A 14348-nucleotide genomic window follows, 5' to 3' on the forward strand; every position below is an offset into this window, starting at 1 on the left:
TGACAGATTTAGCTCGATTAGAATACACTTATTTTCCACAAAATATGAGTGAAAATTCTTTTCAGCGTATTCGAGGCTTACTTAATTTTCCTATTAAGCTAGATGATAAAGGGAGTTACCTGGTGGCAGGATTTGAATACCGTGGTGTAGATTTTGACTATGAGGATGAAACCAGTTTTTCTACGGATAATATCAACCGGTTTTCCTCTTTTAATGTTACCTTGGGATATACCTTTAAAATGAAAAGGGACTGGCGATTTGCAGTGCGAAGTGGTATTTTAATTGCTTCCAACTTTGAAGAAAGAAAAATAATCAAAGAAGATGTTTTATTCAGCGGATCTGTTTTTTTTCTAAAAGACCGGACTAAACAAGTTGGGGCAACCGCCTGGCGGTTAATTTTTGGGTTGCGATATGCCACTACGGCAGGAATACCTATCCCCCTGCCCTTTCTAAATTATTACAAAAAGTTTCATCCCCAATGGTCTTATGCGATAGGTATTCCTAAAACTAATCTTGTATATACCATTAATAAAAAGAATGTTTTACAGGCATTTGCCACGCTTGACGGGTTTTACGGCAATATTCAAGGCAACCAGCTTATACCGGAAACTCAGGAAGTTGCCAATAGTATTTCTATGACCATTGCCTGGGGAGGCGTAGGCTATCAATACAATTTTACAAAACACTTAATATTCTACACCTACGTAGGCCATACCTTTGTCAATGATATCCGGTTACGAGATGAAGATCAACAAGATGTCTTAACGGTAAATGAGGTAAATACTTTTAATTTTAGAACTGGGATTCGGTTTAAGATTTAGGATCATTAATACACGGTAAAGATTTAAGATGGCTATAAAAGCGGACTAAAGAACCGGGCAATTCCTTCGGATAACTTTTGTGTTAATTTTCGGTTTTGGTACTGATCATAATTAAGTTGTACTCCGTTTTTACAATCTTCTAGAAATTCTTTTTGCATTCGTTCGGTCACTGTTGTATCATAAATAACGGCATTGGTTTCAAAATTATGTTCAAAACTACGGTGATCGAAGTTTCCGGAACCTATGGAGGTAATATCATTGTCTACGATAATTAATTTACTGTGTAAGAAGGCAGTTTCCTGCAGATAAATTTCAATACCTAGGGATAACATTTCCTGAAAGAAAGAAAACATACTATTTTTGGCCAACCAGGAATCAGAATGTTTTGGTACCAAAATCTTAATTTTTACTCCACGTAATGCCGCAATTCGTAAAGATTCCAGCATAGCACTATTAGGTATAAAATAAGGATTGGAGATATAAATGGTTTCTTCGGACAGGTTAATCATGGTTAGGTATTGTTGCATAATGGACGGATGTATAGAATCCGGACCACTGGCAACAATTTGTACTTTTTTATCTCCGAATTTTTCTAACCGGGGCAGATATTCTTCTCTACATAGGTTCTCGTAGTTACTGGCAAAATAATAGTCTTTTATAAAAACTTTATGTAAACTCCCTACCACCGGACCTTCCAGGCGAACATGAGTATCATCCCATATCCCTAGATGCGAAAATTTACGGATATATTTATCTGAGATATTCACGCCTCCGGTAAATCCTACTTTGCCGTCAATAATAATAATTTTCCGGTGGTTCCGATAGTTTAAGGTAAATAAAAAGCTACCGTAATGCAGGGGCATGGTAGTGTAGATATTTGCTCCTAAATCACGAAATTTTTTAATCTTTTTCTTCCGAAGAAAAAAGCTACCGATGGCATCATATAAAATTCTGATTTCAACTCCTTCTGCTGCCTTTTTTTTACAAATATTATAAACCCGGTTAAGTAGATCCCCTTCTTCAAATATATAATATTGTATATGAATAAAGTGTGTAGCCTTTTCCATTTCCTGGAAGATAATATCAAAGGTTTTTTTTCCTTCCAACAATACATCTACTTTATTACCATCGTATACCGGAAAACTAGTACTATTTAAAATAAGCCGGGCCAACTTTTCATTTTTCGCATTTGGAAGGTGTATGTCTTCAGCTTCTACTTCGTCCAGGTTGCGGTACTTTTTATCGTAAGCTAATCGCTTTCGGGTTTCTTTTAACCTGAAAATACCGGAACGTCTTCGACTGATACCAAAAACAATATAAAACATCACCCCAAAGAAAGGTAGCAATATGACTAAAAGTAGCCAACTTAGGGATTTAACCGGTCGGGAACCATATAATACAATATGAAATAACGATAGCAGAATTAGTAATACATGTAGTGTTACTAAAATGATAAAACCCATTGATAAATCGTATTAGAAACGTTACTTCTTACTTGAAATCTTCATAGCTATTAAAACTGGTCTAATGTAGTAATTTTAAAATGCAAATTGGAAATCCTACCGTTTTAGTGTTAACAATCGAAGCCTTAGAACTCAAAATTAATTACGCTTTAATTTAATTTTACTTTAAAAAATAAATAATTATGGGTGTACTAGCTGTAGATGCAAATCAAATTACTTTAATTTATAACTCTAATACGTATCTAGGTAAAAATGCCCGAGGCTATGTAGATACGGCTTTACGAGATATCAGGCTAATTGATACGGCAGAAACTAAATTAACGGGGACTGAGTGGGTTGAAATAGCACATAATCTAAACATTAAATTAGAAGATATTATTAATAAAGAACACCCGGATTTTACTTCAAAATATGATAAAAACATCTCCCTGGATGCCAATGACTGGATTAAAGTTTTAGACCACTCTCCAGAAGTAGTGCATGGTGGTATCCTGATTGTAGGTCATGACTTTATTAAGTTAGAAAATGGTTCTGATGTTGCCAGGTATTTAAAATTTGATAGTGCTGGAATTGACCGTAATCCTGAGAAGCCACATCTGGAATAGTACGCTTTTGATCGATTTACCACTAGGCCGTAGATTATTTCACTAAATAAAAAAACTGTCTTATAAATTTTTAAGACAGTTTTTATTTTAATAGTTATATACTTTTGAGGATAGCTTTATAAAGCTAGCTGATAAGGAAGATAGCAGCTATTTGATACCCTATCTTTCTAATTGCAGTTGTGTTGAATCGTTAATTTGATCCTTAGGAATTTCTTTAAAAAATTCAGCCACTTCCAGGTCAGCAGTAGGACCATAAGCAACTAACACAGTTCCTTTATTTCCATCATTTGTTTCTAAAACATATAGAATAGACATATCTGATGGATTAGTCATTCCTTCAAAACGATGCTCCGCTACAATAGTGATTTCATTTGACTGATAGTCTTTATCAGCATCACCGCTTTTTAAAACATTATCCTGCACTCTAAAATTATGAGTATAGCCCTTTTTAACATATTCTTTGATATATTCCGTCTCGTGTCTTTCAGGTACAGTTTCCATATTTTTATTTTTAATTATATAGTATTGAAATTACAAATACACTCAACAGTGTAACCAACCCGTAAAATAAAACAATTGAGGTTTCAATTAATTCCCGGGTTCTAATTTTATCAAAAAATTGATTGTATTTATTTTTCATAAAACGATAAATAATGTAGAGATTGCTTAAAGTTCATGGTGGTAAATTCCACTACTTCATTCCGACATCTGCTTACGCTCTAACAATCTCTACATGTTCTTAATATTGTTTAATTATCCGTAGCATCTTCAATTTCATCTTCTGCGTCTTCTGCAGCATCTTCAATAGCGTCTCCGGTATCTTCTACTGCGTCTTCCACTTTTTCTCCGGCAGTTTTTTGATCTCTACAACTTACGCTTACCAGAGATACAAAAAATAAAGCCGTAAAAAACATTGATAGCTTTTTCATAATATAGAATTTATAGTTAGCAAGCCCTTAGTTTAGGCTCTTAATTTTTTACCGAATATCAAGGATAATACGAAAAGTACTAAGAAGATAAAGAATAAAACTTTTGCAATACTAGCAGCACCAGCAGCTATTCCTCCAAAACCGAACACAGCGGCAACAATCGCAAGAATTACAAATATAACAGTCCAACGTAACATAATAAATAAATTTAATTACTGGGTTTTAACTCTTAAAACCTACTCTACAAAATTGAGGAAATGAGATCATACTTTTTGACCGCATCCATAGGAAACTTAACTCCTTTACCGACTGATTATAAAACGTTTATACTATAATTTAAGAGTTTTATGTGCTCTTTTGATTGAAATTATATAAAATTGACATTATTGATGAATTTTATTTAATTAATTAAAAATCAAAAAATTAATAGCTAACAATTATCAATTTTTCATAAAATCTTCCCATTTATGGTAAGTATCTGCGCAAAATTGTTAGTAATGCTTCCAAATATGTTATCTGATTAACTCAAAACCTAATTACTTTGTACTCTATCAAATTCTTACTTTAAAAAATGCGTACAATAGAGATTCATAGTGTAGATGGAGCTGAAATTTTAGAACAGTTAAATCAACATCTGCATGGAAATCTAAAAGAACAATGGGGAGAGTATGTATTGGAGTTCAAAAATGACTGGGGATCCGGTACTATCCGTAGTATAGCTTTTGACTGGGGGATTTCGCTGGTGGATTATGATGTTAATTTTAAGGAAGAATTAAAATTAATATTTCAAATCGGAGAAATTAATCCTATTGAGTTCGTTTTTATATCTGAAGGAAATTTAAAATACTATTATAAGACAACCGATCAACCCTATGAGTTGGAACGTTATCAAAATATTATCATCTCACCGGAAAAACAGGAGAAGGAAGTTTATATTTTTCCAAAAAGTGTAGATGTAAAAGTTAATTTTATTTATATCATCCGGAATGAATACTTTAAAAAGAAAAATAACAACCTTTCGTTTTTAAGTGAAAGCCTTTACAGTACTTTTCAAGATGATTCTAGTGGTAAGCCCTATAAACACCAAGGTAATTTTAACTTAAAAATTGCAGATCAAATTCGGCAATTACAAGAAAATTATGATACGGGTATTGTCCGCACCCTAACTATTGAAGGACAACTTAATCTGATCCTGGCTATGCAAATGCTGGAACAAAGTAATTTTGAGAGCGGACAATCGTTACCGGATTCTTTGTCTAAAACGGATATTAGAAAAATTAATCAATTGGCAGGTTATATTATTGATAATATCTCAGAACCTTTAACGATCTCTACGCTAAGTATGGAATCCGGATTAAGTTCCAAAAAGTTACAGGCAGGATTTAGAACTTTATATTCAAAATCCGTTAATGAGTATATCCGGCAATTAAAACTGGAAGTTTCCCGGGATTTAATACGAAATACGGATGATTCTATTTCTGAAATCGTCTATAAAATAGGATTTAAGAGCAGAAGTTATTTTTCAAAGATTTTCTCAGAGCGATATGGTATTTTACCTACGGAATACAGAAAGAAAATTAAAGTTAAGTAAAGTTGTTAGTAGCGGATATGTTTTATGTTATATAGAATCTGGTGAAGAATTAAGATTGCTATCACTTCTAGAATCAAAATTCAAGACAAATTATTATAATATTAAGGACCAGTGTTATAAAATTATTCATGTCAAAAAACAAAATACTTTCAAAAAATAACCTTTATATACTTTAAAGTCTGGAATTACCTTATTAAACTATGCTTTATGTATAGCTAAATTAACATAGAAGAATTTTGAATCTCTGCAATTAACGCATTGGATCTCCTGGGATACCTTTATAATAAACCGGTTCTAGTATGGACTCAAAAGAGATATTATTTTTAATAAACTCTTTTGCGATGGGATGCGCTTTAAAGTTTTTTATATCCGAACCGGTATCCATAAGATCTAACAACTCCCGGGAAGCAGTGTTTTTATCCAGCCATTTTTTTTGTTGACTTTTATTTAAAATTATCGGCATCGTTTTATTAAGATTCTGGATTTTACTAACTACATGTGATGAGTCTTTCATGACAAGGGAACAGGTGATAAACCCATCTTCTAAGGTAGTATATACTCCAGCTACGCAAAAAGGTTTTTCTTCTTTATGATAAACTAAATACGGGTGAATAATCCCATCATGTAAATGAGAGATTAAAAATCCGGTAATTACTACAATACATCTACGATGATAGAAAGAATCTTTATACAATGCAGAACTCACTACTTCATCCCGATCGACGGTAAGGGAGTTAAAAACCGATTGAAAATTTGACCATTCTTCTTTATAATTAGCCGGTAATAAGCCCCAGATTGCATAATTAATAACTTTAGGTTCGTCTGAAGTTACCACCACCAATATAGACTCATCAGAACCTTCTATGATCACCTCGGGTTGATAGAGATTTGGGAATTTAAAAGCTATCTTCAACTCCCCCTCTATAACCTCTCGCTCAGCTGTATTTGATAACTTATTATACATAAGGCTTATTTGAATCTGCAATTTCGGATTATTACCTTTTAAAAGTTGCTTCAATGAAATGATTAAATAACTCTAACGGGTATTTGTGTGCTACAATCCTGTCCTTTCTTAACAATTCCCGATTACTGGCATATAATGGCTCATTTCTATTAAAGGGCGACTTATAAAGATGTTATATTTGTAAAAGATGTTGTTTGTATAAACCTGATAATTAACGGGTAAAATAAAACTATAAAATTATGGATACTACTATCACACATATCAACTCGGTTCCAAAAAGGTTAACCAATCTTAATAAAATTATTCCGGGTGAAATTAAACAGGTAGGCGAACACTATATTTTATACCTCGATCCGTCTATCGGCACCGGGGAAATTCGTTATATAAATTTACGTTCGGGATTAAAAACTTTTGATTTTAATTTTACATTAAAATCAAACATAGAAATACCGTTTAATTTTATAGAAGGGCAAACGCTTCAATTCATGTTTTGCATGGAGGGTTCTTTTACTCATAAATTTGAAGACCATGATCAGGCTGTTCGTATTGATCAGTATCAAACTGCGGTTTCTCATTGTGATAAAGGTTTACCTAGTCGGATTTTTGTACAAAAAGATCAAAATTTTGTACTCAACGTTATTTTTGTAGACAAAAGTGAATATTTCATCAAATTTGATGAAGATGTAAATCATTTTGACCAAAGAATACAGGAATTATTAAAAGGCATCGGAGAAAAGCATAAATATTTTCATGCGGGAACTTTTAGTTTAAAGATAGCGGAACAGTTTAAGTTATTAATTCAGGTAGAACATTCTAATGAAATTGCCGAAATTCTTTCTCAAAAAGGAAGGTATTATCTAATACTAGCACAACATATCGAAAAATTCTGTGCAGAGATTGATGAGAATGAAAATACCAGCGGTTTGTTAAAAACAGAACTTAAAAAGATTACGGAGGTTTGTGAAGACATCAAAGCACAACCTGAATTACAACATTCCATAAAATCACTTTGCCTAACCTCGGGCTTATCACCTGCCAAGCTACAGGAAGGATTTAAATTTATGTTTGATCGGACCGTATCTGATTTTGTTAGAAACATCCGCCTGGAAAAAGCAGAAGACCTTATCCGAAATACGGATTTAACCATATCTGAAGTAGTATATTCAGTGGGTCTTACCAGTCGTAGTTACTTTTGTAAAATATTTAAAAAGAAATACAACTACAGTCCTAAAGAATATAAATTAAAAGTACAAAGAGCAATGTTGCTACGATCTTTAGAAGAAAAAAAGGCTGCTGATTTATAAAATTTAAGTACTATTCTTGCTTTATTAACTTATAAATATATATTTCGTTCTAAATTAACCGGATGACTAGTCAGGAATATCTACTCATAAAAAAAAGGTTGTTTAAAATATATGCTTTTAAACAACCTGTTTCTATTATCAATATATGACTTCACTAATTTCTAGTGCACATCTTCTAATCTTTTAATTTTATTAAGTCCGCTTTCAATTTGACTTTTCTGATTCATTAGGATTGTTCTGGTACTCCCTGGCAGTGTAGTCTCATTCAATATATTTTGATATTCTTCAATAGCTGCTTTCTCCCCTCTGATGGATTCTTCCAGCATAGATTCTTCATTGTCTCCGCTAAATAAAGCTTTTACATCCATCCAGGCTCTATGTACACTTCCGGTTACACTTCCACCTTTGTCTACTTCCTGTCCCATATTTCTTATTTCGGACTTTAATTGATGTCCGAAATCATAGCGTTCTTTTGCTTTTCTTTCAAAATATCCCTTTAAGGATGAATTATCAATATTTTCTGCTGCATTTTTAAAACCTTTTTCAGCATCATAGGTCTTTTCTAAAAGTTCATTTAACTTTGATCCTACTTCTTCCGTATACGTTTCCATAATATTATTATTTATTATTGTTATTCAGAGTAAAAATAAGCATCCCCCTAAGGCTTGATGCGTTCTTATCCCTTATAACTTAACTCAAATCCACATTTAACGTTATCTTAGTTATTTTTAAGACAAGTAGTTAGCATATGAGATAGTATTTTTTGTGAATGGGAGTTATCCTTCTTTCTCTTTTACGCAACTTTAAACTTTAATTATAAAATATTACGATTATGATCAAGGAAGGAACAAAGGTAAAATGGAACTGGGGGAATGGTACAGCCGAAGGTAAAGTACAAAAAACATATACAAAGAAGGTCACAAAATCTATAGATGGCAATGATGTAACCCGAAACGGAGAAGAAGGAGATAAAGCTTTATATATTAAGCAAGAAGATGGAGACTATGTTTTAAAAAGTGAAAGTGAAGTAGAACGAGCAGATAATTAAAAACAAACTAAATTTTACAGAAATGGCAATTACTACAGTAGTATTAAATATTCTTTTACCACCCCTGGCGGTGTTTTTAAAACACGGGTTAAGCGGTACATTTTTAATCAGTTTAATTCTTACCGCAATAGGATGGCTTCCGGGCGTAATCCATGCGTTTATTGTGAACGATTGATAGATTGGTAAGTAAAGATATAACTCATTATAAATCCGGGTTTGCTCACAGCAGGTTCGGATTTATTGTTTTATAGCCGACAATATTGTTTTTGAACTGCTACAATTCTTCTGCGCCGTTTGCTGCTGGTTTGCCATATTCTGATTTGTAAATCTGTACTACAATCAAGAATAAACTGATTAGAAGCGGACCAAAAATTAATCCAATAAAACCAAATAAAGGTACTCCGACAATTACTCCGATAAGGGTGATAATAGGGTGTACATTATCTAGTTTACGTAATACGTACAGACGTACAATATTATCCGAAGATCCTACAATTACTAATCCGTAAATTAAAATTCCCCAGGCTCTAAAAATTTCACCAGATGAATGGGTTAAAATAAATACAGGTAAAATTCCGATAATTGTTCCCACAAAAGGAATCATACTACCTACGGTTACAATAACAAACCAGAAAAACGGATCTTTTATCCCAAAGATCAGAAAGCCAATTAAAGCGACAATCCCCTGTACAATAGCTACCGTAGGGATACCTAATGCATTGGAACGTACCATCTTTTGACTTTCTTTACCAATAATCTTTAAGTTATCAGTATTGATTGGTATATATTCAAATAGCGACTCCCTTAACTGACTGCGATTGGTAAACATGTAATACAGTAAAAAATACATGATTCCCACAGAAATAAATACATTGAATGTACCTCCCGCAAAGTTTTGCAAGTTACCGGAAAGCCAGTTGGCAATAGCACCCGGATCTATAGAACTACTTAAATCGTAATGTACTTTATCTTCAAAAGTAGAAAGGCGTTTTTGTACCGCACGTGCTACCTCTTCGAAATTCTGTACTACGTTACCCACCTTGTTTCCAAGCATTAGAATGATCGCTACTACCGGAACTAGTATTCCGATAAAAGAAACTAATAATAAGGTAATAGCGGCAAGGTCTGCATTCCAACCTTTCTGTACCAGCTTTACCATCCAACCCCTTAGCAATACATATATGGTAATTGCTCCCAGAATACCAGAGAGATAGGGTAAAATCTCACGAAAAATTAACCATCCGATTAAAAATATTAAGGATAGAATAAAGACTTGTCTGATCACACCCGGACTAATGCTTCTCATAATAATTCTGGTTGGATTTATTCAAATGTAAAGAATAAAAACGGCTTAAAAACTTTTGTAATGGAAACGGTTAATAAAATTTGGAAAGCAGTTATCATAAGCATTAAAAGCCTCTTATTTTTATAAAAAATTAAATTATGAAATCATCATCCGTATTTGGTTTAGCCTCATTTTTATTTAGTAAAAGAAAATATAAATTTGCCCTGGTCGGCATGCAATTTGCCTATTTGGGGTATAAAATGTTGAAGAAAAAAAGAGCTGCTAAGGCTGTAAGCCATCGATAGTTTACCAGTTTGTTTCTATATTGAATTCCCCATTAGTGTACGGTAAAAATTTAAGAATTGCCTACAGACAGACAGGTCGCTTTAAATTGATACTCCGTAGTTACTTTAAAAATTCCGGGGTATAGGAAGATAGCATTTCTAAGATAATGGTTTCGGTAACTGTAAAATTAGGTTCGGTTTGCGTAAGCTGATCGTGCTTGTCGAAATACGTTGCAATAGAGCCGTTCATATATGAATTTACAACGTGCGGATGTACGTAGTATTTTCGACATACATTTCGGGTATTTCCTAACTCTTTGGCTGCCGTGTCAAATCCTATTAAAGCATTTTTATGTGCTTCTTTTTCATTACCAGTGATTCCAAGTTCTAAGACAGCATTAAAGAAAACTACGGTAGCCGCCCAGGTCCTGAAATCTTTAGCGGTAAAGAGATCACCGCTAATATCATGAATATACTCATTGATCATTCCGCTTTCCACACTATGCTTTTCTCCTTCTTCATCATAATATTGAAATAATTCCCACCCGGGAATTTCTTCGCATTTATTGACAAGTTTTACCAGTTTCTTGTTTTTTAACGAAATAGAGTGCTTCTTTCCTTTTTTACCTACAAATTCGAACTTCATTTTGTTCTTCATTAAGGTAACATGACGGGTACGTAAGGTTGACAGGCCGTAGGTTTTATTTCTTTTGGCGTATTGTTCATTTCCAATCCGGATATGAGTTTCTTCCATTAACCTGATAATTAATGCTAGAATTTTATTTTTAGGAAAACCTGGTAATTGCAGATCCTGATCAACCTGTTCTCTAATATTGGGTAGCTTCTTACCAAAAGCGGTCATTTTAAAGAATTTGGTTTGATTTCTAATCTTACTCCACATGGGGTGGTACCGATATTGTTTTCGGTTTTTAAGATCCCGGCCTACCGCTTGTAAATGTCCGTTATTTAAAGCTGCAATTCGGACGTTAGTCCAGGCAGGCGGAATCACCAGACTTTTAATACGATCCAGGTCATTACTTTTAGACAGCTTCTTTCCGTTAAAGTAGTATTCAAAATCATCATCTTTCTTTTTCCGAAGAATCGAAAGCTTATCATCATTAACATAAATCAAATCCAATTGATCAATTACCTCTTCAGGATGGGTAATCAATTTTTTTATAAACTTTGGATTATTTATAACCGATGTATTCATCTAAGTAAGAAACGATTTATAAACTATAAAGAGGTGCTAATACCCAATAAAAAAGGCTTCTATTACATAGAAGCCTTCTCAACTAAAAAATCAATTTTAGTTTAATGATAATTTATTTTCGTCTTTTTTATAAATTGTCTTTCCATTTTTAAGATTACTCTTATAACTAGCAATATCCGAAACATACTTATACCTGGAATTAAAGACTCGGTCCGGACGCTCTCCATTAATAATATACTTTACATTTAAGTCTTCAGGAGCGTTTAATACTACCTGATCCGATACTCTTAATTTTTGATCTCCGATCTCCTGATCCAATTCTTCCAATTCTGAAAAAACATACAAATTTTTCTCTGTTGCTACGATTTCTTTGATATCAATTTTATGTTCTTTCCCGGTAACTTCGGCTTCTACTGCTAAGGTCATTTCTTCTTTATTACCATCTGCATCTGGCATATCTACATCCACATAAGGTACCTCAACTTCTTCTTCTTCCATGACCACTACTACTTTGGGTACTTTTACCGTAGTGGTTCGGGTTCCTACTTCAACATCTGCCCAGTCTACGTCAAAAGTAGGCAATTGCCCCGGATCCGCATCCACATCCACGTCTACATCTGGTAATTTAGCTTGTTGTTTCTGATCAATATCACAACCTGTTAATAATAGCCCGATCGCTAATGTTCCTAAAATCTTATTCATAACTTTCGTTTTAATTTTATATTTCTAATTTTTTAATACAAACCTATGTGAATTTAGAATAGAAGAAGTATTCATTTCCCGATAATATTAACTGTTATAATCTACACGATTGCGAATAGCGAGGTCATCTAAAAAAAGCTTTGAAGTTAGCTTTTAAAAGTATCGGAATAATAATTATAAGGAGTCAGACCTACCTTTAACCAATGATAAAACTCTATAAATATCTGGAGAAGTATACGAAACATGTTATAAAGAGTATTGCTTTCTTTCCAGTGTTAATCAGCCTTAGTTTCCTTATAATTAGCTTTTTACTTTTTTATCTTGAGGATATAACTTTTATTAAAGAAATTAAAGAAGAAGCTCCCTATTTATTTATACAAAATATAGATACGGCAAGAACTGCGTTATCTATTATCATCGGTGGAATATTATCCCTTACCGTCTTTAGTTTCTCTATGGTAATGGTAGTATTAGGCCAGGCATCTGCTAATTTTTCACCCAGATTACTTCCAGGACTTATTTCAGATAAAAAGCACCAGGTCATTTTAGGGTTCTACATAGGCACTTTACTATTTAGCATTACTACTTTACTGTTTATAGGAGCAGATACGGCAGAAAAATTTAACCATGGAATTTCTGTTACCCTGAGTACGGTGCTTTGCTTTATATGCGTTGGCCTTTTTGCTTATTTTATACATACCATTTCCCGAAATATTCAAATTGATAGTATTACAGAATCTATTTATAAAAAAAGCCTCTTTAACTTTAAAAAAAAGCTATCAGAAGAGCATAATTACCTGGCAACCTCTGCAAATGTAAATACAAAAAACTGGATACCTATTACCAGTGATAAAACTTCATATTTCAGGGGGTTCTCAACTGGATTTTTAAGTAAAGAAATTAAGGATAAAGCTACCTCTATTGAAGTACAACCTTATATCGGTCAACACGTATGGACCGGAAATGTCATTCTTAAAGTAAAAGACCCGCTTTCTGAAAAGGAAAGAGAGTTATTGAAAGCAGGACTCTTATATTCTGATGACCGCTTAGAAGGTGATAATGTATTGAGTGGTCTGATTAAATTGAGTGAGGTGGCGGTTAAAGCCTTATCCCCCGGAATTAACGACCCCGGTACCGCCATTGATGCCATTGCAAAAATAACCAGGATCCTCGAACATTCTCTGGCCATTGCTTTACAGAAAATTTATAAAGTTAAAAATGGAAATTTAATCGTAATTCAGAATCATATCGCTACCGATGAAATTATGCGCCTGGTCATTCAACCCATTCGCCATTACGGCAAAGAAGATGTATTGGTCACGCACACCCTGGTTGCTTCCCTTTTTAGTATTACCCGTAATGCCAATATCCGAAAAGAAGAAAAACAAAGTATCCGGATCGAATTACAAAATATTAAAGATTCCATAAAAAAACACGTAGAAAGCAAGTCAGATCAGGATCGAATCCTATCTTTATTTGAAGATTCAAAAAATTAAACTATGGATGTAGCAAAACCAACGCTTATATGTATTCCTGATATTAGCGGGTTTACCCAATTTATGAGCGATACGGATATTGAGCTAAGTGCCAGGGTAATCCCTTCTTTACTTAATAAAGTTATTTATGCGAATACCATTGGCTTAAAAGTTTCGGAGATTGAAGGAGATGCTATTCTATTTTATAAAACGGGAGAATTACCCACCTTTGAAACTTTAGTCAATCAATGTCGTAAATTTTACACGGATTTTTACCAGCAATTGGCAGTGCTTAAAAAGAATTACGAACATAAAACCGATGATATCTTTCCGGACCTATTAGGTTTAAAAATCATTTTACATTACGGGAATGAGGTAAGTGCCGTACCTATTGGAAAAAATATAAAATTGATGGGGGAAGATGTTATTATTGCACATCGTTTATTAAAAAATAAAATTAAGATTGACGAATACATCCTTTTATCCGAAGACCTTCTGGCTCAATATAAAGAGGAAGAAATACAGAGCAACTTTGAATGGGCTCGTTTATTGACGAAGGATACTGCTTATGAACATATCGGATCCGTTAGTTACCGGTATATCAACCTAGAACCTTTAATAGAAAATTAAATACTACTCCCTTCCTACATACTAAGCATGTCTA

18 protein-coding genes are annotated in these 14348 nt (G+C 33.5%); 9 read left to right on the plus strand and 9 right to left on the minus strand.

Going from position 1 to position 14348, the window contains the following annotated elements:
• Nucleotides 1-44 precede the first annotated feature (44 nt).
• Nucleotides 45-821, plus strand: coding sequence for a DUF6268 family outer membrane beta-barrel protein (locus tag NBT05_RS01130; RefSeq protein ID WP_265771581.1), 777 nt, complete (start codon nucleotides 45-47; stop codon nucleotides 819-821).
• Nucleotides 822-853: 32 nt separating this feature from the next.
• Here NBT05_RS01130 and cls read toward each other — a convergent pair whose 3' ends face one another.
• Nucleotides 854-2284 carry a cardiolipin synthase gene (cls, locus tag NBT05_RS01135; RefSeq protein ID WP_265771582.1) on the minus strand — a complete coding sequence of 477 codons (1431 nt, stop codon included), beginning with the start codon at nucleotides 2282-2284 and terminating at the stop codon, nucleotides 854-856.
• Between the two features lie 182 nt (nucleotides 2285-2466).
• On the opposite strand from cls, the gene NBT05_RS01140 reads away from it, so the two are divergent.
• Entirely contained in the window at nucleotides 2467-2889 is a 423-nt protein-coding gene (locus tag NBT05_RS01140; protein ID WP_265771583.1) for an arsenate reductase family protein, read from the plus strand.
• 159 nt (nucleotides 2890-3048) lie between these two features.
• Here NBT05_RS01140 and NBT05_RS01145 read toward each other — a convergent pair whose 3' ends face one another.
• The 3 genes from NBT05_RS01145 to NBT05_RS01155 all read right to left on the minus strand — a co-directional run bounded on the left by NBT05_RS01145 (nucleotide 3049) and on the right by NBT05_RS01155 (nucleotide 4015).
• Entirely contained in the window at nucleotides 3049-3390 is a 342-nt protein-coding gene (locus NBT05_RS01145; protein ID WP_265771585.1) for a hypothetical protein, read from the minus strand.
• A gap of 248 nt (nucleotides 3391-3638) precedes the next feature.
• The gene (locus NBT05_RS01150; RefSeq protein WP_265771586.1) at nucleotides 3639-3818 is read right to left on the minus strand and encodes a hypothetical protein; all 180 of its coding nucleotides are present in this window, start codon (nucleotides 3816-3818) and stop codon (nucleotides 3639-3641) included.
• A 32-nt stretch (nucleotides 3819-3850) separates the two neighbouring features.
• Nucleotides 3851-4015, minus strand: a complete 165-nt coding sequence (locus NBT05_RS01155; protein ID WP_265771587.1) for a DUF1328 domain-containing protein — start codon at nucleotides 4013-4015, stop codon at nucleotides 3851-3853.
• A gap of 374 nt (nucleotides 4016-4389) precedes the next feature.
• On the opposite strand from NBT05_RS01155, the gene NBT05_RS01160 reads away from it, so the two are divergent.
• Complete coding sequence (locus NBT05_RS01160; protein ID WP_265771588.1) at nucleotides 4390-5409, plus strand: AraC family transcriptional regulator; 1020 nt, start codon at nucleotides 4390-4392, stop codon at nucleotides 5407-5409.
• 250 nt (nucleotides 5410-5659) lie between these two features.
• Here NBT05_RS01160 and NBT05_RS01165 read toward each other — a convergent pair whose 3' ends face one another.
• Nucleotides 5660-6373, minus strand: a complete 714-nt coding sequence (locus tag NBT05_RS01165) for an SOS response-associated peptidase (RefSeq protein WP_265771589.1) — start codon at nucleotides 6371-6373, stop codon at nucleotides 5660-5662.
• A 239-nt stretch (nucleotides 6374-6612) separates the two neighbouring features.
• Between NBT05_RS01165 and NBT05_RS01170 the strand changes: the two genes are divergently transcribed.
• Complete coding sequence (locus NBT05_RS01170; protein WP_265771590.1) at nucleotides 6613-7677, plus strand: helix-turn-helix transcriptional regulator; 1065 nt, start codon at nucleotides 6613-6615, stop codon at nucleotides 7675-7677.
• 161 nt (nucleotides 7678-7838) lie between these two features.
• Here NBT05_RS01170 and NBT05_RS01175 read toward each other — a convergent pair whose 3' ends face one another.
• On the minus strand, nucleotides 7839-8288 hold the full coding sequence (locus tag NBT05_RS01175; protein ID WP_265771591.1) for a ferritin-like domain-containing protein: 450 nt from the start codon (nucleotides 8286-8288) through the stop codon (nucleotides 7839-7841).
• 221 nt (nucleotides 8289-8509) lie between these two features.
• On the opposite strand from NBT05_RS01175, the gene NBT05_RS01180 reads away from it, so the two are divergent.
• Both NBT05_RS01180 and NBT05_RS01185 read left to right on the plus strand, forming a co-directional pair.
• Nucleotides 8510-8725, plus strand: a complete 216-nt coding sequence (locus tag NBT05_RS01180; protein ID WP_265771592.1) for a DUF2945 domain-containing protein — start codon at nucleotides 8510-8512, stop codon at nucleotides 8723-8725.
• Between the two features lie 22 nt (nucleotides 8726-8747).
• Nucleotides 8748-8900, plus strand: coding sequence for a YqaE/Pmp3 family membrane protein (locus NBT05_RS01185; RefSeq protein WP_265771593.1), 153 nt, complete (start codon nucleotides 8748-8750; stop codon nucleotides 8898-8900).
• Between the two features lie 99 nt (nucleotides 8901-8999).
• Here the strand turns inward: NBT05_RS01185 and NBT05_RS01190 are convergent, their stop codons facing one another.
• Nucleotides 9000-10031, minus strand: a complete 1032-nt coding sequence (locus tag NBT05_RS01190) for an AI-2E family transporter (protein WP_265771594.1) — start codon at nucleotides 10029-10031, stop codon at nucleotides 9000-9002.
• Between the two features lie 137 nt (nucleotides 10032-10168).
• Between NBT05_RS01190 and NBT05_RS01195 the strand changes: the two genes are divergently transcribed.
• The gene (locus NBT05_RS01195) at nucleotides 10169-10315 is read left to right on the plus strand and encodes a hypothetical protein (RefSeq protein ID WP_265771595.1); all 147 of its coding nucleotides are present in this window, start codon (nucleotides 10169-10171) and stop codon (nucleotides 10313-10315) included.
• 100 nt (nucleotides 10316-10415) lie between these two features.
• Here the strand turns inward: NBT05_RS01195 and NBT05_RS01200 are convergent, their stop codons facing one another.
• Entirely contained in the window at nucleotides 10416-11507 is a 1092-nt protein-coding gene (locus NBT05_RS01200; RefSeq protein ID WP_265771596.1) for a DNA topoisomerase IB, read from the minus strand.
• Nucleotides 11508-11603: 96 nt separating this feature from the next.
• Nucleotides 11604-12209, minus strand: coding sequence for a hypothetical protein (locus NBT05_RS01205; RefSeq protein ID WP_265771597.1), 606 nt, complete (start codon nucleotides 12207-12209; stop codon nucleotides 11604-11606).
• A 203-nt stretch (nucleotides 12210-12412) separates the two neighbouring features.
• Here NBT05_RS01205 and NBT05_RS01210 point away from each other — a divergent pair, with 203 nt between their 5' ends.
• Together NBT05_RS01210 and NBT05_RS01215 are read left to right on the plus strand one after the other, a co-directional pair.
• Entirely contained in the window at nucleotides 12413-13705 is a 1293-nt protein-coding gene (locus NBT05_RS01210; protein ID WP_265771598.1) for a DUF2254 domain-containing protein, read from the plus strand.
• A gap of 3 nt (nucleotides 13706-13708) precedes the next feature.
• Nucleotides 13709-14314 (plus strand): DUF2652 domain-containing protein, encoded by a 606-nt coding sequence (locus NBT05_RS01215; RefSeq protein ID WP_265771599.1) that lies wholly within the window; start codon nucleotides 13709-13711, stop codon nucleotides 14312-14314.
• Nucleotides 14315-14348: the final 34 nt, after the last annotated feature.

Origin of the sequence: Aquimarina sp. ERC-38, from assembly GCF_026222555.1 — a bacterium.
GTDB lineage: Bacteria > Bacteroidota > Bacteroidia > Flavobacteriales > Flavobacteriaceae > Aquimarina.